We start from the raw sequence: 24,476 nt of genomic DNA on the forward strand, positions 1-24,476 counted from the left end.
CCCGAATCGGGGGGCATTCCGCGTGCCGGGGCGGTGGTGACAGGGGCGCGCGATGCGACCGGTCTCGATGGTGTGGGTTCTGGCAGCGGCAATGCTGTCGGCTCTTTCGGCAGCGTCGCCGGCACAGGCGGCGACGGTCGCCAATGGCGGCTTCGAGGTGCCGGACCTCGGCGACAATCCGCGATTCAGGTTTCGCTCGGCCGACTCGGTGCCGGGCTGGGACTCCAGCGCGCGCGATATCGAGATCTGGGCCAACGGTTTCAGCCGCGTGACCTCCTACGAGGGCACCCAGCATGTCGAGCTCAACGCCCGCGGGGCCGGCACGCTGTTTCAGGACGTGGCCGGGATTGCAGAAGGCTCTTCCCTGACGTTCGAATTCGCCCACCGTGCACGCCGGGGCACCGATGTTCTGCGTTTCGCGCTCACCGATCTCGGGGGCGACGGCGGGCCCGGCGGTGGCGACGACACGACGCTGTTCTCCGACGAGTTCTCGGCCAGCACGGCGGGCTGGGTTCTGAACACCGGCTCGACCTTCTCCCCCGTCACGGCGCTCGGTGGCACGGTACGGCTGTCCTTCACGGCCGTCTCGACCGGCAGCGGCAGCGCCTCGGTCGGAAATTTCCTCGACGCGGTGAGCCTGACGGCCGAGGCGCCGCCCGCGGTACCGCTGCCGGCCGGCGTGCCGTTGCTCGTTTCGGGCCTTGCGGCACTCGCCCTGCTCCGGCGCCGCCGCGCGCGGGGCTGAGCCGGGCTCACGCGGCGCGCGACGCCTTCCTCGCCTTCACGGTCGCCTTGCGCCATGCCTTCCACTTCGCCGCCCAATCGGCGGCGAGATCCTCGGCCCCGGGTGAAAAGAGACGCTTGCCGAGGGCGAAGGACTCGCGTTCCAGCGCCGCGATCCGGTCGGTGGCGAGCGCCGCAGCTTCCTCGCGGCGCGCGGGATCGAGCCCGGACGCCTCGGGGCCGCCGAGATGGGCGCGATAGACGTCGAGGTCGTGGATGCCGCCGAGGAGTTCGCCGAGGTCGCCCGCCACTTGCGCCTGCGCCGTGAGCGCGTCGGGGTCGATCGGCTTCAGCAGGCGGGCCTGATACCAGTGGTCCTTCACCCGCTTGCGCCAGTCGTGCAGGTGCTCGATGTCGTCCTGCTTGCGCGCGGCCTTCAGCGCCTTGCGCGCGCGGCTCCAGGTGCGGGCGAGCCCGGCTTCGAGCGCGGGCTTGTCCTTGCCCTCGAGCCGCCAGCCGGCGGCGCGGTCGGCGATCGTGCGCATCTCGGCCCTGTAGGTGGACAGCGCCGCCTCCGGGTCGGCCTCGGCGGCGACGCGGTTGCGCGCGCGGGTGAGGTGGGCGCGGACAGGGGCGTAGCGCGGACGGTCGGCGCCCGTCGCAGCCATCAGCGCGTCGTGGGTGGCGATCATCACGTCGCGGTCGCGCAGGGTGGACAGGCCGCGCGCCGCCTCGCGCAGGTGCGCCGCCTCGGCGGCGTAGCCGGGGAAGGCTGGGCGCACCAGCCGGAGCAGGCCGCGCAGGCGTTTCGTCCGCTTGCGCGCCTGGTGGATCCTGCGCTCGGGCGAGAGGCTCGCGTCGGCCAGTTCCGCCTCGGCGCGCGCAACCTCCTCGGCGGCGATGCGGCGCATGCCGGCGGCGAGATCCGCGTCGCCCTCCTCGAAGCGAAAGCCCATCGTCCCTCCTCGCGCTTGCCGCGGGCGCCGCTCGCCCCACCTTCCGACGCTAGCGGGTGCCGAACGCGCGACCAAGACGGAGGGACCGATGGACAGGGAGACGTTTCGCCGCCCTCTGCGGGGCTGGCTCCGGGCGCTGGCAACCGCGCTGGCGCTGGCTCTGGCCGCGCCGGCCGCTGCGCAAAGCGACCCGCGCGAGGTGATCGGCGCGCAGATCGACCGGTTCCTCGCCGACGATTTCGCCGGGGCCTTCGCCTATGCCGCGCCGGGCATCCAGCGCCTTTTCGGCACGCCGGAGAATTTCGGGCGCATGGTGCGTCAGGGCTACCCGATGGTCTGGCGCCCGGCCGAGGTGACCTACGGTGCCGCCGAGGAGCGGGGCGCGCGCGTCATGCAGCGGGTCACGATCACCGACGAGGCGGGGCGCGTGCACACCCTGCTCTACGAGATGGTGCCCGACGGCGAGAGCTGGCGCATCGGCGGCGTGCGCATCCTCGCCGCGCCCGACGTGGGCGTGTGAGGCGCCCAAGCGCGTGATCGAGTCGCTGGAGCCCGAAGTCGTGCAGGACTACCCGCGCCCGCCGGCGCTGGAGCGGGTGGCGCTGCGACTGCGCGTGGTTCTGGGGGGCGAGACGGTGGCCGACACGACCCAAGGCTGGCGGGTCTGCGAGACGCACCACGCGCCGACCTACTACATTCCGGCCGAAGACGTGACGCGCGGCGCGCTGACGCCTGCCCACGGCTCGAGCTTCTGCGAGTGGAAGGGCCGCGCGACATATTGGGACGTGACCGCCGGCGGCCTCACGCGGCCACGCGCGGCGTGGTCCTATCCCGGCCCGACCGGCGGCTTCGCGCCCATCGCGGGCCACCTCGCCTTCTACTCCGGCCAGATGGATGAATGCTGGGTGGGCGAGACGCGGGTGACCCCGCAACCTGGCGATTTCTACGGCGGCTGGGTGACGCCGAACCTCGAAGGCACGGTCAAGGGCGGCCCGGGCACGCGGTGGTGGTAACCCCATGCCGTCAGCCGAGCCCGGCTTGACGGCCGATCCGCCGTGCCGCCGCGATCAGGGCGGAAAGGACGGGCGAATGCGGCTCGCGCGGCTCCGCGACGAGACCCATCAGGTGCGCGACATCGGGCTCCACGACCGGCAGCGCTACCAGCCGCCCGTCTCCGGCGAAAAGCTCGGCGGTCGCGTGGGGCAGGATCGTGTCCCACCCGCCGGCCCTGACATGCGCGGCCAGCACCAGCACCGAGTTGGAGGCGAGGCGCGGCGCCGCCTCGGCGCCCGCGTCGGCCATGTGCTGGTTGAGGATGCGCCGGTTCTGCATGTCGGGCGTGAGCAGGCAGAGCGGCCGCGCCGCCGCCTCGGCCCAGGTGATGCCATCGCGCCCCGCGATGTCAGAGCCGGCATGGGTGAGGAGCAGGTAGCGCTCCTCGTAGAGCGGCACGCGGGTCAGGCGGCCGAGCGGTTCGTTGTCGAGATAGGTGATGCCGGCATCGGCCTCGAGCCCGTCGATCATCGCGCGGATCTCGGCCGAGGTGCGGGAATAGACGGTCACCTGCAACCCCGCGTGCCGGTCGAGCAGGGGGCGCGTCAGCCGGTCGACCATGGCGAGAGCGGTCGGCACCACGGCGAGGCGCAGGTTGCCAGACAGGCCCTCGCGGGTGGCGCGAAGCTCGGCCTTCATGGTGCGCGCGTCGCCCACGATCCGCTGCGCCCAGTCGAGCGCGCGGGCGCCCTCGGGCGTCAGCCCCTGGAAGCGCGAGCCGCGGCGGACGAGCTGCACGCCGAGCGCCTCCTCGAGCTGCTTGATCGCTGCCGAGAGGGTGGGCTGAGTGACGCCGCAGCGCTCTGCGGCGCGACCGAAATGCCGCTCGTTGGCGAGCGCCACGAACATCTCGAGCTTTTCGATCATCGCGCCCGCGCCCTCACGCGCCCGGGTGCACGGTCAGAGGCGCGGCGAAGCGGTGCTCGACGAGATTGGCGCCGGCGGGCTCGCCTTCTGTCCCGATCCGGTCCACCACCGCGAACAGGCGCGGCACCGTCGTGCCCGCATCGCCCAGCGGGCAGAGGACGCCGTGCCAGGTATCGCGCGCGATGTTCACGCCCTGGTCGCCGCGGGCGAGGAAGGCACGCAGGCCCTCGGGCCCCTCCGGCCCGTTGCCCGCCACCACCACCAGCCAGTCGCCGCCCGACATCGGCACGAAGCATTGCGAGCCGAGCGGGTGCCGCTCGACCAGGGGCACCTCGACCGGCCAGGTGCGCGGCTCGGCCGCAAAGAACGAGACCCCAGCGCGCCCGTGGGCGATGTCGAGCGCCGCGAGATCCGAGTAGCGCCGGCACCGCCCCTCGTTGATGAGCACATGCGCCCCTGTCGCCTCGAGCACTTCACCGAACGGGGCGAAGGCCCCGGCCGTCAGCGGCTCGGCCACGAGAGGGGCGCGCTCGGGCGCCGCGCTCATGGCAGCGAGAGCCCCGGATGGCGGTTGCAATCCTTGTAGAGCAGGTAGCGGAACGGCTCGGTGCCTGTCGCGATGCAGGCCTGCGGGCAGAACGCGCGCAGCCACATGAAATCACCCGGCCCCACCTCGACCCAGTCGCGGTTGAGCAGGTAGCGCGCGGTGCCCTGCAGCACGAACAGCCCGTGTTCCATGACGTGCGTCTCGGCAAAGGGGATGCGCCCGCCCGGCGCGAAGTTGACGATGTTGACATGCGCGTCGTGGGTCAGATCGAACGGGTCGACGAAGCGCTGCGTGGCCCAGATGCCTTCGCAGTTCTCCATCGGCACCGCCTCGACCTCGGTCTCGTGCTTCACGAAGGCCTCCGGCCGTGGCAGGCCCGGCGCGCGCTGGTAGCGCTTGCGGATCCAGTGGACGCCCGCCATCTCGCCGTCGGTGTTCCACAGCGTCCAGACCGCGCTGGGCGGGATGTAGGCGTAGCTTCCCGGCTCGAGGTCGATCTGCGCGCGCCCCAGCGTCAGCCGCGGCCGGCCATGCGTCACGAACAGCCACGCCTCGGCCTCGACGTCCGGCTCGGGATCGGCGCTGCCGCCCTCGGGCTGCAGCTCCAGCGCATACCAGGCGAAGGTCTCGGCGAAACCGGAGAGCGGTCGCGCGAGAATCCAGGCGCGGGCGTTCTCCCAACCGGGCAGGAACGACGTGACGATGTCGGTCTGCACGTCGGCGGGGATCACCGCGTAGGCCTCGGTAAAGACGGCGCGGCCCAGCGGCTCGGCCTGCTGCCCCGGCAGGCCGGAGCGGGGAAAGGCATAGGTGACGGGCGTCGTCGCGTTGTCGAGTCTCACAGCATGTCGTCCAGCCGGAGCCGTGCGATGCGTTCGACCTGGGCGCAGGCCTCGGCCAGTTCGGTGGCGCTGTCGTTGCCGAGGCGCCGCGCGAAGGCGGCCAGGATCGAGGGCTTGTCGTGATCGCGCACGGCGATGATGAAGGGAAAGCCGTGCTTCTCCATATAGGCTTCGTTGAGCGAGGTGAAGCGGGCGCGCTCGTCGTCCGTCAGTGCGTCGAGCCCGGCGCTGGCCTGCTCGGCGGTCGACGCGGCCGTCAGCCGCCTGGCAGCCGCGAGCTTGCCGGCAAGATCGGGATGCGCGCGCAACACCTCGAGGCGCCTTTCCTCCGGCGCACTGCGAAAGACACGTGCAAGCGCGTTGTGCAGCCCCGGCGCCGTGTCGTGGGCGGGGCCCAGTTCCTGCATCCACGCGCGCTCGGCGATCCACGGCGAGTGCTCGAACACGCCGCCGAACCGCTCGACGAAGCGGGCCTTGTCCATCTCCGACGGGCGCTCGCGCGGGCGCGGCGGGTGGTGCGCCGCCCAGTGCTCGGCGATGTCGATGCGGCGGGCGAACCAGACGCCCTCGTGCCCGCCCGCGTAATCGAGAAAGCGGGCGAGCGCCGCGGCCCGGCCCGGCCGCCCGGCGAGGCGGCAATGCAGCCCGACCGACATCATCTTCGGCGCCCCTGCCTGCCCCTCGGCGTAGAGCACGTCGAAGCTGTCGCGCAGATAGGCCTCGAACTGGTCGCCCGAGTTGAAGCCCTGCGCCGTGGCGAAGCGCATGTCGTTGGCGTCGAGCGTGTAGGGCACGATAAGCTGGTCGCGCCCGTCTATCCGCAGCCAGTAGGGCAACTCGTCGGCGTAGCTGTCGGCGAGGTAGTCCATCCCCGCCTCGGCCGCGAGCCGGATGGTGTTCATCGAGCAGCGGCCCGTGTACCAGCCCCGCGGCCGCGCACCGGTGACCTCTGCATGCAGGCGGATCGCCTCGGCGATCTGCGCGCGCTCCTCGTCCTCGGGCATGTCCTTGTGCTCGATCCACTTCAGCCCGTGGCTGGCGACCTCCCAGCCCGCCTCCTGCATGGCGGCCACCTGCTCGGGGCTTCGCGCCAGCGCCGTGGCCACGCCGAACACCGTCGCGGGGATGCCGCGTGCAGAAAGCATCCGGTGCAGGCGCCAGAAGCCGGCCCGCGCCCCGTATTCGTAGATCGATTCCATGTTCCAGTGCCGCTGGCCGGGCCAGGCGGCGGCGCCCACGATCTCCGACAGGAATGCCTCGGAGGCCGGGTCGCCGTGCAGCAGGCAGTTCTCGCCGCCCTCTTCGTAGTTCACGACGATCTGCACGGCGATCCGCGCGCCGCCGGGCCATCGCGGGTCGGGCGGCACGGCTCCGTGGCCGATCATGTCGCGCGGATAACGGTGCACGTCGCTCCCTCCGTCTCGCCGTCGGGCGATCCGGTCGCCACTCTTCCCCGCCGCGCGCGCCGAGGCAAGGCCGCCCCGCCTCCACCGGCGCCATGCGCCGGCTCCGCGCGCGGCGATCTTCCCCGACAGTCGGGCACGGCGGCGATGCGGCGCTGCGGGCGGCAGCGTCCCGGCCTCTCGAGGGCGGCCTCGCGCGCATCGGCGCGGCCCCGTCCAAGCCCTGCGCGGGCTGCCATCCTGCAGCATCGCGCTGGCCCGGCGTGCCGAGCGCCCGCGCGCGCGGGCGCCGGGCCCAACGGAGCGAGCGGCCGCAGGGCCGCGAGCGGAGGCGGGAGCGCCCCCGGGCCGGTCGTCGCGCCCCCGGCCGGTCGTCGGGCCGCCGGTCAGTCGTCGGGCAAGGTCACCGTCAGGCCGAGCACGCGCCACGACTGCATCCCGCCCCGGTAATACGAGATGCGCTCGGCCGGGTAGCCGGCCTCGATCATCCAGCGGATCGCCGTGGGCGACTGCCCGCACCACAGACCGTTGCAGAACAGCGCGATCCGCGTCGCCCCGGTGCAATCCCACTCGTCGAAGCCGATCTCGCAGCCGAGCTCGCCCATCCGCTCCACCGCCTCGAGGTAGGGCACGTTGATCGCGCCGGGGATCGTGCCGCCCGCGAACCAGTCGCGCGTGCGGCTGTCGATCACCACCACGTCGGGGTCCTGCAGGGCCGCGATCAGCTCCAGCTCGCCGATCGTTGCCACCCCGGGTGCGGGCTCGATCGGCTGGATGCAGAATGGCGGGCATTCGCGCGAGGTGCGCGCCCACTCCCCCGTCACCTCGTGGTCGGGGTCCTGGATGCGCTCGATCACCACCGGCCCGTCGGCCGTCTCGACCGTGACCGAGGGCAGGTCGGGGGCGAGGCCCACCGCCCGGTCATCGGCCAGGGCCGCCCCCGTCAGCGCTACGGCGGCCACCGCCGTCGCTCCGATCGTCCGTCTCATTCCTGTCCTCCCTCGTAGGTCGCCATCACCTCGTACATCACCGGCTCGAAGCGCGAGCAGAGCGCGGCGAAGCGGCGGTTGTATTCGCGCATCTCGTCCGAGCGCAGCATCGCCTGGAAATCCTCGCGCTTCGCCCAGATCGAGTAGTTGGCGATCCGCGTCTGGGCGTCGTTCATGTGCAGCCCCGCGCCGATGAAGCCGGGCTGGCGCGAGATGAAGCCGCCATAGGCGGCGCGCAGTTCGTCCATTAGGTCCTGCGCGGTGCCGGGCGTCATCTCGAACGTGGTGATCACGGTCTGGCCCGGCGCGTCCGTCTCGATCCTCGGCATCGCCTCCTCCCTCGATATGCGCAAGCCGACCCTAGCACGCCCCGGCGCGGGGCGCGAAAAGGCGGGGCGTCGCGGGCGGCGCGCGCTTCAGCGCAGCACGTGCACCGCGCAGGGCGCATGGCGGACGACCTGCGCGGCCGTCGAGCCGATCAGAAGGTCGGCCATGCCGGGGCGGTGCGAGGCGATCACGATGCAGTCGACCCGGTGCTCGGTCGCCCAGTCGACGATCGACCGCCCGGCATGACCGGAGATCACCTCGACCCGTGCGCCGGGCACTCCCTCGGCGAGCGTGGCCAGCGCCTCGGCGATACGCTGGTGTGCCTGATCGAAATGATCGCGCGGCAGGTAGGCCGCGGCATAGGGTGGGATCTGCTCCATCACGTGCAACAGCGTGATGTCGGCGCCACCCTCGGCAAGCCCCTGGGCGATGTCGATCGCCTCCTGCGCGTTGCGGTCGGGCTCGAACGAGACGGGCACAAGAATGTTGTCGTACATCACCCCTCCTGACCCACGGGCTGCGGCGATGCGGGCGCGCGGGACACGACTAGGACGGGAAAGGTGCCTTCAGGTCAAGATGTGGCCATGTCGCGCCCGTCACCTCCCTGGGGGCCGTCTCCGCCCTCGGTCTCGCGCGGCGCATCTCGCGCGGGCGCTCAGCCGTGCTTGCCGATCTCCCAGCCCGACTGGCGGGCGAGCCGTGTCTCGGCGGTCTCGCGCGGCAGGTCCCCGAGCGCCGAGCCCATCGAGTCGTTCCAGCGGTTGAGCCAGCCGAAGAGCGCGACCACCCCCATGATCTCCACGATGTCCTCCGCCGCCCAGTGGGCGCGCAGACGGGCGCCGATCTCGGGGGTCACGGCGTTGGGCACCTCGGTCGCGGCCTGCGCGAAGGCGAGCGCGGCGCGCTCGGCCTCGGTGAAGTGCGGGCTGGTCTCGTAGGTCCAGACCGTCTCCACCCGCTCTTCGCTGGCGCCGAAACGCTCGGAGGCGAGCATCATGTGCGCCTGGCAGTAGCGGCAGCCCGAGGCGAAGGAGGAGATGTAGCCCAGCAGCCGCTTGAATTCTGGCGTGACCGCCCCGTGCTCGGCCATCACCGCCCGGTTCAGCGCGGTGAAGGCGCGGGCGATCTCGGGGCGGTGCGCCATCGTGCGCACGCTCGCCGGGATCACCCCGAGCGGCCCCTTGAAGAACTGCACGTCGTCGCGGAGCGCGGGCTCTAGCGCCTCCTCCTCCAGCGGTTCGACCAGCGGCATCGCGCCCTCCCTTGCGTGGCCTGTCTGCAGGGTTACCCTGCGCACGGTTGCAGGGGGGCACAAGATGGCCGACGCGCCCGACAGGAAGATCGACCCGATCCGCGAGACCGACGACGAGGCGCGCACGCTGGCCCGGTCGCTGATCGACGGGGCACGGTTCGGTGCGCTGGGCGTGCGCGACCCCGAGACGGGCGCGCCGATGGTCAGCCGCGTCGCCGTGGGCACGACGGACAGGGGCGCCCCGATGACGCTCGTCTCGGACCTGTCGCACCACACGAGGGCGCTCAAGGCCGACCCGGTCTGCTCGCTGCTCGTGGGCGAGCCGGGGCCGAAGGGCGATCCGCTGACCCATCCGCGGATCACGCTGCAATGCCGGGCGCGCTTCGTGCGCCACGGCGAGGCGGGGCACGCGGCGCTCCGCGACCATTACCTCGGGCAGCACCCGAAGGCGCAGCTTTACATCGACTTCGCCGATTTCTCGTTCGCCGTGCTCGACGTCGCCGAGGCCCACCTCAACGGCGGTTTCGGCAAGGCCTATCGGCTGACGTCTCGCGACCTGGGCCTCTAGTCTTCGGTCGGGCGAGGCGGGCGCTCGGCCTCGTCGTCCTCGCCCTCGTCGGTGGGGATGGCGTAGGCCCCGGTCAGCCAGCGGCCCAGATCGACCTCGGCGCAGCGCCGGGAGCAGAACGGGCGGTACTCGGCGTGGGAGGGCTTGCGGCAGATCGGGCAGGTCATCGGGCGGCCTCCAGCAGGGCGGCGTCGAGGGGCGCACGCTCGCGCTTGCGCTGCAGTTCGAGATGGCCGAGCGGCGTCCAGCCGACCAGCGCCGTCTCGACCGGGCACGCCTTCAACGCGGCCCTGGCGACCTGCTCGGCCTGCTTGCGGTCTTTCTTCATCAACGGCGCGAGGTCGACCACCACCTGCCCGCCGAGACCCCGCAGGCGCAGGGCGCGCGGCAACGCACGCAGGGCGGCGAGGTTGGCCTTGAGCGCGGCCGCAGGCGAGGACTCGGCCCCCGTGTTGACGTCGACAGCCACCAGCGCGCGGGTCGGCTCGACCGACATGAAGCTGCCACCCTGCAGCGGAACGTCCGGCAAAGCGAGCGCGGCGATTTCTTCAAGAAGCCCGCGATCGGCGAGGCAGCCGGCGCCCGTGTCGATCTCGTCGGGTCGGGCCCAGTCGCGCCACGCCAGGTGGTGGGCGTCGGGCGCCTCGGTCAGCCACTGGGGATCGCCCGCCGCGTCACCCGTCACCGCCTCGGCCAGCGCGCGCATGTCGGCGATGTCGGCCACCACCTCGTCCTCTGCCTCGTGCTCGGTCTCGGAGCGCAGGATCAGGCCCATCGCGCTGCCGTCCATCGCATCCTCCGCCAGCGTGCGCAGCCGCGCGCGCGCCTGCTCGTCGCGGATGCTGCGCGAGACGTTGAGGCCCGGCGCACCCGGCGTGACGATGGCGAAGCGCGACTTGAACAGCAGCTTGCGGGTCACGGGCAGCGCCTTGCCGGGTTCGGGGCGTCCGGTCACCTGCACGAGCACCGGCTCGCCCGGCGGCAGCGGCTTCTCGCCCTTGAGATACCCGCGAACGCCGCCCGGCAGGCGGACGAACAGCCCGCCCATTCCCTTCATCGGCCGTTCGGGCAGGGCGCGGGCGATCGCGCCGGGGCCGGGGGGGGCGCCCTCGGGCGGATCGAACAGCAGGTCGTCGAGCCGCCCGTCGGAGAGCAGCACCGCCACGCGGCGCCCCGCGAGCGTGTCGAGCAGCACCGAGCGCCCCTTCATTCCGCCGCCTCGCAGATCGGGTAGCCCGCGCCGCGCAGGAGGCCCGCCGTCTCGGCCAGCGGCAGGCCCACCACGGCGGGGTAGGAACCGCGGATCCACGGCACGAAGGCACCGGCAGGCCCCTGGATCGAATACCCGCCCGCCTTGCCGTGCCAGTCGCCGGTGGCGAGGTAGGCGGCGATCTCGGCCTCGGAGAGCGGCTTCATCCGCACCACCGTCTCGGCGTCGCGCTCCCAGAGCCGCGCGTCTCTGCGCACGGCGACGGCGGTGTAGACGCGGTGCCGCCGGCCCGACAGCATCCGCAGGAAGCGTGCAGCCTCCTCCTCGCCCCCGGGCTTGCCGAGAATGCGACGCCCGAGCGCCACGGTCGTGTCGGCCGCCAGCACGATCTCGCCCTCGGACGCGGCGACCGCCTGTGCCTTTTCGCGGGCCATGCGGGCGCAATAGGGGCGCGGAAGCTCGCCCATGTGCGGCGTCTCGTCGATGTCGGGGGGGCGAATGGCGTCGGGTGCGACGCCGATCTGCGCGAGCAGATCCAGCCGGCGCGGACTGCCCGAGCCGAGAATCAGCCGGGGCCTCACCGCCTTACTTGAAGCGATAGTTGATACGTCCCTTGGTGAGGTCGTAGGGCGTCATCTCGACCTGCACGCGGTCGCCCGCGAGCACCCGAATGCGGTTCTTCCGCATCTTTCCTGCCGTGTGCGCGATGATCTCATGGCCGTTTTCCAGCTCGACCCGGAACGTCGCGTTGGGCAGGAGTTCCTTCACGACACCAGGAAATTCGAGCGTGTCTTCCTTGGCCATGGTCACTCCTTCGTCCAGTACGTCAAGCGCCGCACGCGGCCCTGCCGCGACGACGTGCTCGCTAGATGCGCCCGAACCGCCCGCAAATCAAGGGCCAAGTTGCGGCCCGGGCCGCCCGACGGGGCGCAGCGTGGCCTCGGCGGCGCGGGCCTCGGCCTCTTTCATGTGGGCGCGCGGCGCGACGGCGCCCTCGGTGCGCGTGGCCGAGAGCGCGCCCTCGGGCAGGTCGGCCACGACCCAGCCCGGTCGATCGGTCTCGCCCAGCGCCAGCACACCGTCGTCGGGGAAATGCCGGTCGGGCGGGCCGAAGATGCCCGCCGCGCCCGTATTGGCGTCGACGATCTCGCAGGCGCGCACCGCGCCGGTGAGCGGCGCGTGCACGGTCACGCATTGCCCCTCGAGCGCGCGTGCCCGCGCGGCCGCACGCACGCGGGCGTCTCCCGCCGGTGCCTCGGTGCAGGACGGGATCAGCAGGATGTCGGGCACGAGCGCCCGGGCGAGCGGCGGAAACTCCGAATCATAGCAGACCAGCGTGGCGAGGCGGCCCAGCCCGGTGTCGACCGCGATGAGGGGCACGCCGGGGGCGAGGGGCGTCTCTGCACGCTCCCACGGGGTGAGAATCTGCTTGTCCTGCGCGATCACCTGCCCGTCGGGGCGGCAGAGGAAGGCGCGGTTGACCAGCCTGCCGTGCGCGCGGGCGGGGAGGCTTCCGGCGAGCAGCGTCAGCCGGTGGTCGTGGGCGAGCGTGGCGCAGAGCGCGGCGTAGCGGCCGGCCGCGGCGGCCGACGCCTCGCACCAGCCGGCGGTCGTCGTCTCGCGCGAGAGAGCGAAGGCGGCCTCGAGCCCGGCATATTCCGGCAGCACGGCGATCTCTGCACCTTCGCGTGCGGCGTCGGCGATCCAGCCGCCCAGCTTGTCGGCCAGACTGTCCCACCCCGCCAGCGCCTCGACGGGGTAGCAGGCGGCCGCGAGGCGCACGGAGCGGGCGGGCAGCATGGCGGTCACAGCGCGCGCATCCACAATTGCAGCGGCTTCTCGGTCTCGCTCGCGTCACCGAGATCGCGCCAGGAGAAGCGGGCAACGGCCCCCTCCACCGGCGCATAGCCGCGCTTGCGCCAGAAGCCGTCGAGCGGGCGGTAGCCTTCGGGGCGGGCGGGGTGATCGGCCGGTCGGATCACGGCGCAGAACGCGGCATGGCTGCGGCCCAGCGCGCGCCCCTCCGCCTCGCGCAGGTCGAAGAAGCGATGGCCGAGGCCGTGGCCGCGATACTCGGGCAGGAGCACGCTCTCGGCGCAGTAATAGACCGTCTCCGGCGCGATGCCGGCCGCGGCGAGGGGCGCGGCGAAATCGTCCTCGTGCTCCTCCATCGGGCTGGCGGTGGCGGCGCCCACGAGCCGGTCGCCGTCGACGGCGGCGGCGACGAACGGGCGCGGCGTGGCGGCGAACCGCCCGAGATAGCCACGCTCGTAGTCCATGTCGCCGTCGTAGAGATAGGGGAAGGCGCGGAACACCTCGATCCGCAGCCGCGCGAGATCGTCGAGCACTGCGTCGAGCCCCTCTTTCCGCACCGGCCTGACCTCGATCATGCTCGCCCCTCCCGCTACCCGGCCGCGCCCCGCCGGCACCGCGGCGCCTTGCTGGCCCGCGCCCCGGCGCGGGTCAAGGCCGGCCGCCGCCGGTGCTAAAAGATTGCATATCCGGCGCCACTGACGGTAACTGCGCGACGGTGATGCAACGTCGCCACAACGACAAGGGGCGGGGAAGGGCGCCACGGCGCATTGCCCCGCGCGCCCCAACAGGAGGAGCAACATGAAGATCACCACCATCACTGCCGCCGCCGTCGCCGTCGCGACCGCCGGTGCCGCCGTCGCGCAGGACCGTGAAGGCTGGCCCGAGAGCTTCACCGTCGGCACGGCCAGCCAGGGCGGCACCTACTTCGCCTACGGCTCGGGCTGGGCCAACCTCGTGGCCGACGAGCTGGGCCTGTCGGGCGGCGGCGAGGTCACCGGCGGCCCGATGCAGAACATGGCGCTCGTGCATACCGGCGAAGCGCAGTTCGGCATGACCACGATGGGCCCCGCGGCCGAGAGCCTGCAGGGCACCAACCCGATCGCGCCGGGCGTGCAGATGACGAACGCCTGCGCGATGTTCCCGATGTACCAGACGCCCTTCTCCATCACGGCGCTGGCCTCGTCGGGCATCACCTCGATCGACGACATCCCCGAGGGCGCGCGGATCGGCTACGGCCCGGCCGGCTCGACCTCCGACACCTACTTCCCCCGGATGATGGAAGAGCTCGGCGTCGAGTTCGAGCGCCGCAATGGCGGCTGGTCGGACCTCGGCGGGCAGTTGCAGGACGGCCTGCTCGACGTGATCGCCTTCGCCGCGGGCGTGCCGGTGCCCGCCGTGAGCCAGCTCGAGGTGCAGACCGACATCAATATCATCGAGTTCACCGAGGAGGAGCAGGCGCAGATCCTCGAGGCGTTCCCGGTGTCCGAGTTCCAGATCGCGGCCGACACCTACCAGACGCTGGAAGAGCCCGCGCGCTCGGTCTCGATGTGGAACTTCGCCATCGCGAATTGCGATCTGCCGGCGAGCTTCGTCAACGCGGTGGTCGACGTGGTGATGTCGGACAACGAGCGGATGGTGAACATCCACCGTGCCGCCCGGTCGACCGTTCCCGAGAACTGGGACAAGAACGGCGTGCTGATGTGGCACCCGGGCGCGGCCCAGTGGTTCGAGGAGAACGCGGGCGCCGACATCCCCGACGACATGATCCACGGCGGCTGAGCGCCCCGTCGGCCCGCCCGGCCGACGGTCGGGCGGGCGCCCCGGGCGTCGCCGCGCCACCTCGGCGGCGCCTGTCGTGCGACCGGGCGGCGGCGCGACCCGTCGCACTATGCCGGGGATGCGCGACGCGCTATGACTGCGGGATGCTTCAAGGGAGGGGGCCCGCATGAGCGAGCGCACGGCGCAGCACGACGACCACCTGATCGCCGAGAACGTCGACGTCGAGCCTGTCGAACCCAACAAGCGGCTGTTCGAGGGGCGGGCACACGTTGCGATCGCGGCGGCCGCGGCGCTCTACGCCGCCTTCCACATGGCCGCGCTCAACGGGCTGTCGATCGAGCGGATGACGGCGGGGCTCATGGGGCTGATCGGTGCCGAGGATCCGCAGGGGATCGAGCTTTGGTTCCTGCCGCAATTCCCGATGGAGACGTGGAACTTCCGCATCGTCCACATCGCGGGGGCGCTCGCGCTCGGCTTCCAGCTCTATGCGGCGCACGAGTTCCGTGACGAGGCGCGCGGGCCGACGCCTGCCCTCAGCCTTGCCGCACTGGCGCTGCTGATCCCGGCGGCGGTCTCGCTCGTCTCGGCGCTCGGCTTCGCCCGGCTCATCAACTCCGGCACCCTGCCCGAGTTCGGCGGGCTGGTGACATGGGCCTCGGCCCAGCCGGGGATGGAGCTCTACGCGAGAGAGGTCTGGTTTTTCGGCGTGCCGCTGCTGGTGGCGACCTTCGGCGGCATCGTCGCGGGCTGGATCGAGCGGCGCGAGCGAGACCGGTTCGCCGCCTCCGATCTCGTGCTCGGGTTCTGCGCCATCGTGGTGGCGGTCTACCTCATCCCGATCTACTCGACGGCGGCGCGCAACTCGGTCGGCACGCCCTTCGTGCCCGTGGGCATCGCCTTTGCCGCCACCGCCGGCACCGCGCTGATCCTCGAGCTGACGCGCCGGGTGGCGGGTCTGGCGCTGGTGATCATCACGGGGATTTTCCTCGCCTACGTCTTCACCGCGCACCTGCTGCCCGGCATCCTCGCCGTGCAGAACCCGTATTCCTGGCAGCGCTTCTTCGGTCACGTCTATTCCGATGCGGGCATCCTCGGCCCGACGACGGCGGTGTCGTCGACCTACATCATCCTGTTCATCATCTTTGCCGCCTTCCTGCAGGCCTCGAAGGTGGGCGACTACTTCGTCAACTTCGCCTTCGCCGCGGCGGGGCGGGCACGGGGCGGGCCGGCCAAGGTGGCGATCTTCGCCTCCGGCCTGATGGGGATGATCAACGGCACGAGCGCGGGCAACGTGGTGGCGACCGGCTCGCTCACCATCCCGCTCATGAAGAAGGTCGGCTATCGCAAGCAGACCGCGGGCGCGGTCGAGGCCGCGGCGAGCACCGGCGGGCAGATCATGCCGCCCATCATGGGCGCCGGCGCCTTCATCATGGCCGAGATCACCGGCATCCCCTACCAGGAGATCGCCGTCGCGGCGATCATTCCCGCGGTTCTCTACTTCGTCTCGGTCTTCTTCATGGTCGATTTCGAGGCGGCCAAGCTCGGCATGCGCGGGATGAGCGAGGACGAGATCCCCAGGCTCGGCCGCATGCTGCGCCAGATCTACCTGTTCATCCCGATCGTGATCCTGATCTACGCGCTGTTCGCCGGCTACTCGGTGATCCGGGCGGGGACGCTCGCGACCGTCGCGGCGGCCGTGGTCTCGTGGCTGACCCCCTATCGGATGGGTCTCGGCGCCATCCGCCGGGCCTTCGAGCTGGCGGGCGTCATGTCGCTGCAGATCATCGCCGTCTGTGCCTGCGCGGGCATCATCGTGGGCGTGATCTCGCTGACCGGGGTCGGCGCGCGCTTCTCCAACCTGCTTCTGGGCCTCGCCGGAGTGTCGCAGCTGCTGGCGCTGTTCTTCGCCATGTGCATCGCCATCCTCCTCGGCATGGGGATGCCCACGACGGCCGCCTATGCGGTCGCGGCCTCGGTGGTGGCGCCGGGTCTGGTCGAGCTCGGCATCCCCATGCTGACGGCGCATTTCTTCGTGTTCTACTTCGCCGTGCTCTCGGCGATCACGCCACCCGTGGCGCTGGCGAGCTACGCGGCCGCCGGCATATCCGGAGCCAACGCGATGGAGACGTCGGTCGCCTCGTTCAAGATCGGCATCGCGGCCTTCGTCGTGCCGTTCATGTTCTTCTACAACTCGGCGCTCCTCATGGACGGGACGTGGCTCGAGGTCGGCCGCGCGGGCGTGACCGCCACCGCGGGCGTGTTCCTGCTGGCCTCGGGCGTGCAGGGCTGGGTTCTGGGCGGGCGTGCGGCATGGTATCTGCGCGCGCTTCTGATCCTCGCCGCACTGCTGATGATCGAGGGGGGCTGGGCCACCGACCTTGCCGGGCTCGCCTGTGCGGCGCTCGCGCTCTTCGCGCAGCGGGTGCTTCACCCCGACCCTGACGCGGTGCCGGTGCGGGGCGCGGACTGAGCGGCGCCCGAACGGAAAACCCCCGCCGGCGGCAAGCACGGCGGGGGTTCGGGCGACCGAGGCTCGCGGGGGCGACGGCCCCCGGCGGGACCGGGCCTAGAAGCGCTTGAGCGCGCGGCGGGTCATCGTGTCGAGGTCGGACCGCTGCAGGCCGATATCGGCCAGTTCGCGGTCGGACAGCTTGGCGAGGGCACGCCGGTTGATCCGCGCTTCGCGCCACTCGGCGACAGAGGCGATCAGGGTGTCGACGGCGCGGCCCAGGCGGCCGGCGGTGGCGGGGGTTCTGATGTCGAAATAGGCCATTGGGCTGCTCCGTGGGCTGGTCCGCGCGGGCGCGGGGTGGGGGAACCGGTCGGGGAAGCATCGCTTCCACCGCTGAATTATGAGGCGGGAATTTCCCGCGCAATCCGTGTGTTCCGCATCGCTCCCATGCACCGCGCGCATGACGGGTAGTCCAAATTTATCCTTTCTTCTCAGAGGTCTGTTCGCGACGCCGCCGATGTCGTTTTCAGGAAAGAGATGGCGAATTCCGGCCGTTCGATGTCGCTTCCGGGCCGCTGTGCAAGCGACGGCAGGGCGCGGGGCATTGGCGGATGTTCGCCGTTCGTGCTAAGTCTCGTCAAAACGTCGCAAGAATGTGTGGCCGCGCCGCCGCAGGCGCGCGGACTCCGAGGCGGGAGAGGGGCAGCGATGCGGGTGATCGGCATCGATCCGGGCCTGCGCAGCACGGGCTGGGGGGTGATCGACGTGTCGGGCGCCCGAATCGCGCACGTCGCCAACGGCACCTGCCGCGGCGCGGGCGAGGCGCTGGCCGAGCGGCTGCTGACCCTGCACGACGCGCTGTCGAAGGTGATCGCCGCCCATGCCCCCACCCACGCCGCGGTCGAGGCGACCTTCGTCAACCGTGACGGCGCCGGAACGCTGAAGCTGGGCCAGGCACGCGGCGTGGCGCTGCTCGTGCCGGCGCAGGCAGGTCTGCCGGTGGGGGAATACGCGCCCAACGCGGTGAAGAAGGCTCTGGTGGGGGTAGGCCATGCCGACAAGCGGCAGGTCGCGCACATGATCGGCCTGCACTTTCCCGGCGTCTCGCTGGCCGGCGCCGACGCGGCCGACGCGCTGGCCGTCGCCATCTGCCACGCCCATCACCTGCAATCGGCCGGGCGTCTGTCGGCCGCCCTGGCGCGGGCCGCGGCAAAGTGAGGGGGGCGCGATGATCGGGCGGCTCGCAGGCCGGGTGGACTGGCGCGGCCCCGACCACGTGCTGCTCGACGTGGGCGGGGTGGGCTACATCGTCCACGTCTCCGACCGCACGCTCGCGGCGTTGCCGGCGGTGGGTGGGCACGCGGCGCTCTACACCGACCTTCTGGTGCGGGAAGACCTGCTGCAGCTCTTCGGCTTTTCCACGCTGCAGGAAAAGGAGTGGCACCGCCTGCTGACCTCGGTGCAGGGGATCGGCGCCCGCGCCAGCCTCGCCATCCTCGGCGCACTGGGGCCGGACGGCGTGAGCCGCGCCATCGCGCTGGGCGACTGGGCGGCGGTCAAGGCCGCGCCGGGCGTCGGGCCCAAGCTGGCGCAGAGGGTGGTGAACGAGCTGAAGGGCCGCGCGGCCGAGGTCATGGCGATGGGCACGGCACCTGCCCCTGTCGCGGCCCCGGCGACGGAGGGCGCGGCCCCCGCGCCGGCCCCCCCGCCTGCACCCGCGCCCGCCGCGCCGCCGCAGACGGCCTCGGCGCAGGCGGACGCGCTGTCGGCGCTGGTCAACCTTGGCTACGCACAGGGCGAGGCGGCGGCAGCCGTGGCGCAGGCGGCCTCCGAGACGCCCGAGGCAGACGCCTCTGCCCTGATCCGCGCGGCGCTCAAGGCGCTCGCGCCGAAGGGCTGAGATGAGCGAGCCCGACCCCACCCTGCGCCCCGAGCCGATCGAGGGCGACACCGTCGACCGGGCACTCCGGCCCGAGCGGCTGGCCGATTTCGTGGGCCAGGAGGAAGCCCGCGCCAATCTCGCCGTCTTCGTCGAAAGCGCCCGGCGGCGGGGCGAGGCGATGGATCATACGCTGTTTCACGGCCCTCCCGGCCTTGGCAAGACGACGCTCGCGCAGATCATGTCGAAGGAACTGGGCGTCGGTTTCCGCACCACCTCGGGCCCCGTGCTCGCCCGGCCCGGAGACCTCGCCGCGATCCTGACCAATCTCGAGGCGCGCGACGTGCTGTTCATCGACGAGATCCACCGTCTGAACCCGGTGGTCGAAGAGGTGCTCTACCCCGCGCTCGAGGATTTCGCGCTGGATCTGGTGATCGGCGAGGGGCCGGCGGCGCGCACTGTGCGGATCGACCTGCAGCCCTTCACCCTCGTCGGCGCCACCACGCGCCTCGGCCTGCTGACGACGCCGCTGCGCGACCGCTTCGGCATTCCCGTGCGGCTGCAATTCTACACCGTGCCCGAGCTGGAGCAGATCGTGGCTCGCGGCGCCCGGCTCATGGGGGTGGGCGCTGCCCCCGACGGGGTGCGCGAGATCGCGTCGCGGGCGCGGGGCACGCCGCGCATCGCCGGGCGCCTGCTACGCCGGGTGGTCGACTTCGCGCTGGTCGAGGGCGACGGCACGATCACCCGCGCGCTCGCCGATGCCGCGCTGACGCGGCTCGGCGTCGATCGGCTCGGCCTCGACGGGGCCGACCGCCGGTACCTGACGCTGATGGCCGAGAATTACGGCGGCGGTCCCGTGGGGGTGGAGACGATGGCCGCCGCGCTGGCCGAATCCCGCGATGCGCTGGAGGAGGTGATCGAGCCCTACCTGCTCCAGCAGGGCCTGATCCAGCGCACCCCGCGCGGCCGGATGCTCGCGCACAAAGGCTGGTCGCATCTGGGCCTGCCGGCGCCCGGCGGGGCAGCGCCCCCCCAGCCCGGCCTTTTCGAGGACTAGGCCGGTTGGACGCGCGGCGCCGGCGTGCGACATTGCCCGCCAAGTGAAGGGGCGAGGCCGTGCCGCCGGCGGGCTCTCGCCGCGTGCCATCTCGCCGCTGCCTGACAGGAGGACGCATGGCGACGCCGCAGATCCCGCCCGATCCCCTTTCGGTCGACGACATCGCCGGCTACTTCACCCGCTCCGACGGGAGCTTCCTCTGCGCGCGGTGGGGGCGGCCTCTGGCTCCCGTCGTCTTCGGCGTGACCGAGGAGAGCCTCGGCACGATAAAGGGCGCGATCGAGGCAGTGGCCGCGCTTGCGGGCCTGGACGTGGCCGAGACCGACCCCGAGCTCGGCGCCAACCTGATGCTGTTCTTCGTGCGCGACTGGGAGGAACTGACCGAGACACCCGGCCTCGACCGATTGATCCCCGATCTCGCGCCGCTCGTCGCCCGCCTCGAGCGGGCCGAGGCCAACCAGTATCGCGTCTTCCGCTTCGACGAGGCGGGCGCGATCCGAGCCTGCTTCGCCTTCGTGCGGATGGATGCGCACATGGCCGCCACGCCTGCCGACGCGCTCGCACTGACGCAGGCGGTGCAGGCGATCCTGCTGTGGTCGGACACGGCCTTCTCGGCCGAGGCCGGGGGCCGGGCGGCCGAGCCGCCGCTCGCGCGCACCCCGGAGGGCCACACCGTGCTTCGCTCGGGCGTCGCCTCGGTGATCCGGGCGGCCTACGATCCGGTCCTGCCCGACGTGGCGCGCGATCCGGCGCATGCGCTGCGCCTCGAGGCGCGGCTGCGGCGAGCCGGCTGAAGGCCGCCGGCGCGGCCCCTTCGCTCGGGTGTCAGAGCGCTGCGATGCGCGCTCAATACGCCTCTACGGCGCTGCGGGCGGCCTCGCGCAGGGTGGCGCGGGTCAGCCCCAGATCGTCGAGTTCGCGGTCCGACAGCGCCGACAGTTCTGCATAGGTCTGCCGCTCGAGACGGGCGCGGCGAAGGTCGTCGAGGGTGCGGGCGAACCAGCCCGCGACGGCGAAATTCTGGGCGCCATGCGCCCGGGCGATCGTTGCCATGATATCTCTCCGAAATGACTGGCATGGCCGGGGACCCGGCCGATGGATGTTATTTATCTGCCCGCCATTTGGGCACAATCCGGTCCGCAAGCATGCCCGTCATGCAGAAAGCGAATGGTAAACCGCACATGACGGCGCCCCCGGAGAAAGCGCCGCCCCGATCTGCCCCGGCGCGTGCCTCAGCCGTAGAGACCCGCCACCCGCGCGCGCAGACGCACCAGCGCCAGCACCGTGTCGATGGTGGGCGTGGGCGTCTCGGTCACGCGGCCGAGCTCGGCCACCGAGGCCACGAGCGCGTCGATCTCCATCGGGCGGCCCATGTCGAGATCCTGCAGCATCGAGGTGCGGTGCGCGCCCACCTCGGCCCCCCCGCGGATGCGCCGGTCGACGTCGATGGGGAACTTGACGCCCAGCTTCTCGGCCACGGTCTGCGCCTCGAGCATCATGTCGCGCGCGACCTGCCGCGTGCCCTCGTCGGTACACAGAACGTCGAGCGTGGCGTGGGTGAGCGCCGAGATGGGGTTGAACGACAGGTTCCCCCAGAGCTTGACCCAGATCTCGTCGCGTAGCTTGGGCCGCACCGGTGCCTTCAGCCCGGCCTTGCCCAGCGCCTCAGACAGCCGAACCGCGCGCTCCGACTTCGAGCCGTCCGGCTCGCCCAGCGAAAACCGGTTGCCCTCGATGTGCTTGACCACGCCGGGCTCGATCACCTCGGCTGCCGGATAGACGACGCAGCCCAGCACCCGGTCGGGGCCGAACCCGTCCCACTGGGCGTTGCCGGGGTCGACCGTTTCCAGCCGCGTGCCTTCGAGAGGCCCGCCGATCTTGTGGAAATACCACCAGGGCACGCCGTTGACGCCGGAAACGATGGTGGTGGCGTCGCCGATCAAGGGCTGCATCTTCCCCACCACGGCCGGCACCGAATGCGCCTTGAGCGTGACGATCACGTAATCCTGCGGCCCCAGCGCCGCCGGGTCGTCCGAGGCGGTCACGGGCACGGTCGTCTGCCCGCCCTCCTCGATCAGCGTCAGGCCGTTCTCCTTCATGGCGGCGAGGTGCGGCCCGCGCGCCACGAGGCTTACCTCCGCCCCTGCCTGGGCGAGCTTCGCCCCCATGTAGCCGCCGATCGCCCCGGCCCCGAACACGCAGATCCGCATCTCTCCTCCCCGGACGCTTGCCACGCCCGCCCCTGCTTCTTTCTGTTTCAAGTACGCAAAATCCTCCGGCAGCGGCGCGGGCCGCCGCCGGGACCGGTGTCAGGCGGTCTCGGCCAGCCCCAGCTTCTCGGCCAGCCCGATGCGCTGCAGCTTTCCGGTCGCGCCCTTGGGTATCTCGCCCACGATCACCACCTTGCGCGGCACCTTGAAGTCGGCCAGCCGCCCGGCGGCGAAATCGCGGATCTCGCGCTCGGTCGCCTCGGCTCCCTCGCGCAGCACCACGGCCGCGGCCACCTCTTCTCCGAGCTTGGCGTGCGGCAGGGCGAAGGTGACGACCTGTGCGATCGCCGGGTGATCGGACAGCACGCCGTCGACCTCGAGCGGGCTCACCTTCTCGCCGCCGCGATTGATGATCTCCTTCAGCCGCCCGGTCAGCGCGAGATAGCCCTCGGTGTCGAAGGCGCCCTGGTCGCCGGTGCGGAACCAGCGTTTGCCCTCGGCCTCGAAGAACGACTTGGCGTTGGCATCGGGGTTGCCCTCGTAGCCCGGGGTCACGTTGGGCCCGGAGATGACGACCTCGCCCACCGTGTCGGGCCCCGCATCCGCCAGCAGCCTGTCCTCGGTCTCGTGCGCGATGCGCACGTCCGGCCCCGCGGGCAGCCCGACCGAGCCGGGCTTCTGGGGCCGGGGCGGCAGCGGGTTCGAGGCCATCTGGTGCGCGGCTTCGGTCATGCCGTAGCCCTCGATCACCGGCGCGCCGAAGGTTTCGGCGAGTTTGGTCATGACCGGGCCGGGCAGCGAGGCCGACGACGAGCGCAGGAAGCGCAGGTTGGCCTCGGCGATGATCTCGGCGTTGCGCGGCGCGCGGGCCAGAATCGCCTGGTGCATCGTCGGAACGGCGGTGTACCAGGTCGGGCGCGCGTCCTTCAGCCACCCGAAGAAGCGCAGCGCGTCGAAGCCCGGCGCGCACCAGACCGAGGCGCCGGCCGAGAGCGATGCCGAGACCGCCGCCACGAGGCCGTGGATGTGGAAGAGCGGCATCACGTTGAGGCACCGGTCGTCGGGCGTCAGCGCGAGCGACTCCGCGATGTGCCGAGCCGAGGCGGCGACGTTGGATTGCAGAAGCGGCACGATCTTGGGGCGCGAGGTGGTGCCCGAGGTGTGCAGGATCAGCGCCACGTCGCCCGGCCCCGGCGTGCCGGAGGGGGCTGCCTGCGTCGCGCCCTCGGGCGCGAGCGTGAAGGTACCGGCCGGGTCGGCCTCGTCGCGTTCGAGCCGCAGTACCGTCAGGCCGAAGCGGTTGGCGGCGGCGAGCGCCGGCCCGTCGTAGCCCGACTCGACGACGATGGCCTTCGCCTTGAGATCCTCGAGGTAGAAGGCGAACTCGTCCTCTCGGTAGGCGGGGTTGAGCGGCGCGGTCGTGGCCGCCTGCGCGACGGTGACGAAGGCCGCCGCCATCTCGGGCCCGTTCGGCAGCACGATCGCCACCCGATCGGTGGCGCTCACGCCGGCCGCGCGCAGCCCCGACTCGACCCGATCCGCCAGCGCCCTCAGGCCGCCATAGCTCAGCCAGTCGCGCCCCGGCGCGCCGAGCGCGGGCGCGTCGTCGGGGTGGGTGGCGATCAGGCTGCGGATCGTGTCGTCTGGCATGGGTATCCTCCTCCGTGCGCGCGGGGCGGTGCGTGGTCCGGCGCGATTCGTCCCCGTATATCGGAAACGCCGCCGCGTGGCGAACTGTCGCGGCATGCCCGCGAAGGGGGCCGGGGGCAGGCGTGCCGCCCCGCGCCGTCGGCCCCGGAACGCGGCGCATCGGCTCGCCGTCCGGCTCGCTGTCCGGCACGACGCGACCTGGCGGTTCGCGGAGCTGCTCCGGGTGAGTCGGGCGCAGCGCGAGCGGCCAGCTCACGGCGCTACTGGCCTGGTATCCCCCACCGGCAGGTCCGGAGGCGCCGAGAGCGGTTCGACGGTATCGCGCTCGGCGCGGCGCCGCGCGCGGGGCAACGGCGCCGGGCTAGGGTCGGGGGGCGCGCACACGACGTGGCGTGGCGGGTGCGCGCCCCGCCAGTCCTCAGTAGCTCATGACCCGGGTGTCCGGGGCCATGATGGCGGCGGCCATCGGGCCGGGCTCGGCGACGCCCACCCCGTCGAGCAGCACCTCAGGGCCTTCGCCGCGGCCGGGCAGGTAGATGGCGCAGACCTCGACGCGGGCGCCCTCCTGCTGCATGATCGCTTTCATCAGGGCCTGCGGGCTCACGTCCCTCGGCGGCTGGCCGGCCGTGGCGCTCTCGGGCGCGTCTGCGAGCGCGATGTCGCCAGCCGGGCCGCAGAGCAGGATGTGCGGCGTCGCGCCCTGCTCGGCCGCCTGCATCGTCAGCACCATTGCCATGAGCTGGGTCTGCGGCTCGGGCGCGGTGAGCACGGTGACGAGGCGCGAGGGGCCCTCCTGGGCCTGGGCTGCACCGGCGACGGCGAGCGTCGCGAGCACGGCGGCGAGGATGCGTTTCATTCTTGGGTCTCCTTCTCTTCGGTGGCAATGCGGGCCGG

At 72.0% G+C, this 24,476-nt stretch carries 30 protein-coding genes; 10 read left to right on the plus strand and 20 right to left on the minus strand.

Translation table 11 applies throughout. The features are described from left to right. Positions 1–52: 52 nt before the first annotated feature. Entirely contained in the window at positions 53–745 is a 693-nt protein-coding gene (locus tag DLJ49_RS15095) for a VPLPA-CTERM sorting domain-containing protein (protein WP_115394387.1), read from the plus strand. Positions 746–752: 7 nt separating this feature from the next. Here the strand turns inward: DLJ49_RS15095 and DLJ49_RS15100 are convergent, their stop codons facing one another. After that, positions 753–1,679 carry a CHAD domain-containing protein gene (locus DLJ49_RS15100; protein ID WP_115394388.1) on the minus strand — a complete coding sequence of 309 codons (927 nt, stop codon included), beginning with the start codon at positions 1,677–1,679 and terminating at the stop codon, positions 753–755. An 88-nt stretch (positions 1,680–1,767) separates the two neighbouring features. Between DLJ49_RS15100 and DLJ49_RS15105 the strand changes: the two genes are divergently transcribed. Beyond that, a complete protein-coding gene (locus DLJ49_RS15105) occupies positions 1,768–2,199 on the plus strand; it encodes a DUF4864 domain-containing protein (RefSeq protein ID WP_115394389.1) in 432 nt (143 codons plus the stop codon). Between the two features lie 13 nt (positions 2,200–2,212). Then, complete coding sequence (locus tag DLJ49_RS15110) at positions 2,213–2,692, plus strand: DUF427 domain-containing protein (RefSeq protein WP_115394390.1); 480 nt, start codon at positions 2,213–2,215, stop codon at positions 2,690–2,692. A gap of 10 nt (positions 2,693–2,702) precedes the next feature. Here the strand turns inward: DLJ49_RS15110 and DLJ49_RS15115 are convergent, their stop codons facing one another. The 8 genes from DLJ49_RS15115 to DLJ49_RS15150 form a co-directional block, all read right to left on the minus strand. After that, positions 2,703–3,599, minus strand: coding sequence for a LysR family transcriptional regulator (locus DLJ49_RS15115; RefSeq protein WP_115394391.1), 897 nt, complete (start codon positions 3,597–3,599; stop codon positions 2,703–2,705). A 13-nt stretch (positions 3,600–3,612) separates the two neighbouring features. After that, positions 3,613–4,146, minus strand: coding sequence for an ureidoglycolate lyase (locus tag DLJ49_RS15120; RefSeq protein ID WP_115394392.1), 534 nt, complete (start codon positions 4,144–4,146; stop codon positions 3,613–3,615). Then, positions 4,143–4,988 (minus strand): bifunctional allantoicase/(S)-ureidoglycine aminohydrolase, encoded by an 846-nt coding sequence (locus DLJ49_RS15125; protein ID WP_115394393.1) that lies wholly within the window; start codon positions 4,986–4,988, stop codon positions 4,143–4,145. The genes DLJ49_RS15120 and DLJ49_RS15125 overlap by 4 nt, the downstream gene beginning before the upstream one ends. Further along, positions 4,985–6,394 (minus strand): allantoinase PuuE, encoded by a 1,410-nt coding sequence (gene puuE, locus DLJ49_RS15130; RefSeq protein ID WP_115394394.1) that lies wholly within the window; start codon positions 6,392–6,394, stop codon positions 4,985–4,987. The genes DLJ49_RS15125 and puuE overlap by 4 nt, the downstream gene beginning before the upstream one ends. Before the next feature lie 383 nt (positions 6,395–6,777). Beyond that, positions 6,778–7,380, minus strand: coding sequence for a rhodanese-like domain-containing protein (locus DLJ49_RS15135; protein WP_115394395.1), 603 nt, complete (start codon positions 7,378–7,380; stop codon positions 6,778–6,780). Continuing rightward, positions 7,377–7,709: an antibiotic biosynthesis monooxygenase family protein gene (locus DLJ49_RS15140; RefSeq protein WP_115394396.1), complete on the minus strand. Its 333-nt coding sequence runs from the start codon at positions 7,707–7,709 to the stop codon at positions 7,377–7,379. Before DLJ49_RS15140 ends, DLJ49_RS15135 begins: the two co-directional genes overlap by 4 nt. A gap of 87 nt (positions 7,710–7,796) precedes the next feature. Continuing rightward, positions 7,797–8,204 carry a universal stress protein gene (locus DLJ49_RS15145; RefSeq protein WP_115394397.1) on the minus strand — a complete coding sequence of 136 codons (408 nt, stop codon included), beginning with the start codon at positions 8,202–8,204 and terminating at the stop codon, positions 7,797–7,799. Positions 8,205–8,362: 158 nt separating this feature from the next. Beyond that, a complete protein-coding gene (locus DLJ49_RS15150) occupies positions 8,363–8,959 on the minus strand; it encodes a carboxymuconolactone decarboxylase family protein (protein WP_115394398.1) in 597 nt (198 codons plus the stop codon). Positions 8,960–9,023: 64 nt separating this feature from the next. Between DLJ49_RS15150 and DLJ49_RS15155 the strand changes: the two genes are divergently transcribed. Further along, positions 9,024–9,527: a HugZ family pyridoxamine 5'-phosphate oxidase gene (locus DLJ49_RS15155; protein WP_115394399.1), complete on the plus strand. Its 504-nt coding sequence runs from the start codon at positions 9,024–9,026 to the stop codon at positions 9,525–9,527. Here DLJ49_RS15155 and DLJ49_RS15160 read toward each other — a convergent pair. The 6 genes from DLJ49_RS15160 to DLJ49_RS15185 form a co-directional block, all read right to left on the minus strand. Further along, positions 9,524–9,694, minus strand: a complete 171-nt coding sequence (locus tag DLJ49_RS15160; protein ID WP_115394400.1) for a DNA gyrase inhibitor YacG — start codon at positions 9,692–9,694, stop codon at positions 9,524–9,526. The two genes, DLJ49_RS15155 and DLJ49_RS15160, sit on opposite strands and share 4 nt — an antisense overlap. After that, positions 9,691–10,737 (minus strand): ribonuclease E/G, encoded by a 1,047-nt coding sequence (locus DLJ49_RS15165; protein WP_115394401.1) that lies wholly within the window; start codon positions 10,735–10,737, stop codon positions 9,691–9,693. The genes DLJ49_RS15160 and DLJ49_RS15165 overlap by 4 nt, the downstream gene beginning before the upstream one ends. Beyond that, positions 10,734–11,318 (minus strand): Maf family protein, encoded by a 585-nt coding sequence (locus DLJ49_RS15170; RefSeq protein WP_115394402.1) that lies wholly within the window; start codon positions 11,316–11,318, stop codon positions 10,734–10,736. Before DLJ49_RS15170 ends, DLJ49_RS15165 begins: the two co-directional genes overlap by 4 nt. Positions 11,319–11,322: 4 nt before the next feature. Further along, positions 11,323–11,541: a translation initiation factor IF-1 gene (gene infA / locus DLJ49_RS15175; protein WP_005620785.1), complete on the minus strand. Its 219-nt coding sequence runs from the start codon at positions 11,539–11,541 to the stop codon at positions 11,323–11,325. 87 nt (positions 11,542–11,628) lie between these two features. Beyond that, the gene (locus DLJ49_RS15180; RefSeq protein WP_233489052.1) at positions 11,629–12,537 is read right to left on the minus strand and encodes a nitrilase-related carbon-nitrogen hydrolase; all 909 of its coding nucleotides are present in this window, start codon (positions 12,535–12,537) and stop codon (positions 11,629–11,631) included. Between the two features lie 5 nt (positions 12,538–12,542). Continuing rightward, on the minus strand, positions 12,543–13,127 hold the full coding sequence (locus DLJ49_RS15185; RefSeq protein ID WP_115394404.1) for a GNAT family N-acetyltransferase: 585 nt from the start codon (positions 13,125–13,127) through the stop codon (positions 12,543–12,545). Between the two features lie 223 nt (positions 13,128–13,350). Between DLJ49_RS15185 and DLJ49_RS15190 the strand changes: the two genes are divergently transcribed. Together DLJ49_RS15190 and DLJ49_RS15195 are read left to right on the plus strand one after the other, a co-directional pair. Beyond that, positions 13,351–14,331, plus strand: a complete 981-nt coding sequence (locus DLJ49_RS15190; protein ID WP_115394405.1) for a TAXI family TRAP transporter solute-binding subunit — start codon at positions 13,351–13,353, stop codon at positions 14,329–14,331. A gap of 166 nt (positions 14,332–14,497) precedes the next feature. After that, positions 14,498–16,801, plus strand: a complete 2,304-nt coding sequence (locus DLJ49_RS15195) for a TRAP transporter permease (protein ID WP_115394406.1) — start codon at positions 14,498–14,500, stop codon at positions 16,799–16,801. Between the two features lie 96 nt (positions 16,802–16,897). Here the strand turns inward: DLJ49_RS15195 and DLJ49_RS15200 are convergent, their stop codons facing one another. Then, positions 16,898–17,104 (minus strand): DUF1127 domain-containing protein, encoded by a 207-nt coding sequence (locus DLJ49_RS15200; RefSeq protein WP_115394407.1) that lies wholly within the window; start codon positions 17,102–17,104, stop codon positions 16,898–16,900. Positions 17,105–17,491: 387 nt separating this feature from the next. On the opposite strand from DLJ49_RS15200, the gene ruvC reads away from it, so the two are divergent. The 4 genes from ruvC to DLJ49_RS15220 all read left to right on the plus strand — a co-directional run bounded on the left by ruvC (position 17,492) and on the right by DLJ49_RS15220 (position 20,516). After that, positions 17,492–18,001, plus strand: coding sequence for a crossover junction endodeoxyribonuclease RuvC (ruvC, locus tag DLJ49_RS15205; RefSeq protein ID WP_115394408.1), 510 nt, complete (start codon positions 17,492–17,494; stop codon positions 17,999–18,001). A 10-nt stretch (positions 18,002–18,011) separates the two neighbouring features. Then, complete coding sequence (gene ruvA / locus DLJ49_RS15210) at positions 18,012–18,683, plus strand: Holliday junction branch migration protein RuvA (protein ID WP_115394409.1); 672 nt, start codon at positions 18,012–18,014, stop codon at positions 18,681–18,683. A 1-nt stretch (position 18,684) separates the two neighbouring features. Further along, positions 18,685–19,722, plus strand: a complete 1,038-nt coding sequence (gene ruvB / locus DLJ49_RS15215; protein WP_115394410.1) for a Holliday junction branch migration DNA helicase RuvB — start codon at positions 18,685–18,687, stop codon at positions 19,720–19,722. A 116-nt stretch (positions 19,723–19,838) separates the two neighbouring features. Next, complete coding sequence (locus tag DLJ49_RS15220; RefSeq protein ID WP_115394411.1) at positions 19,839–20,516, plus strand: hypothetical protein; 678 nt, start codon at positions 19,839–19,841, stop codon at positions 20,514–20,516. A gap of 52 nt (positions 20,517–20,568) precedes the next feature. Here DLJ49_RS15220 and DLJ49_RS15225 read toward each other — a convergent pair whose 3' ends face one another. From DLJ49_RS15225 to DLJ49_RS15240, 4 genes are all read right to left on the minus strand, one after another. After that, positions 20,569–20,775: a DUF1127 domain-containing protein gene (locus tag DLJ49_RS15225; protein ID WP_115394412.1), complete on the minus strand. Its 207-nt coding sequence runs from the start codon at positions 20,773–20,775 to the stop codon at positions 20,569–20,571. 179 nt (positions 20,776–20,954) lie between these two features. Beyond that, entirely contained in the window at positions 20,955–21,932 is a 978-nt protein-coding gene (locus tag DLJ49_RS15230) for a 2-dehydropantoate 2-reductase (RefSeq protein ID WP_115394413.1), read from the minus strand. A 99-nt stretch (positions 21,933–22,031) separates the two neighbouring features. Then, positions 22,032–23,582, minus strand: a complete 1,551-nt coding sequence (locus DLJ49_RS15235; protein WP_115394414.1) for an acyl--CoA ligase — start codon at positions 23,580–23,582, stop codon at positions 22,032–22,034. Between the two features lie 418 nt (positions 23,583–24,000). Continuing rightward, positions 24,001–24,438, minus strand: coding sequence for a DsrE family protein (locus tag DLJ49_RS15240; RefSeq protein WP_115394429.1), 438 nt, complete (start codon positions 24,436–24,438; stop codon positions 24,001–24,003). Between the last annotated feature and the right edge of the window lie 38 nt (positions 24,439–24,476).

The sequence above is a fragment of the Rhodovulum sp. 12E13 genome, assembly GCF_003340565.1.
In the GTDB taxonomy this organism is placed as follows: Bacteria; Pseudomonadota; Alphaproteobacteria; order Rhodobacterales; family Rhodobacteraceae; genus HLUCCA09.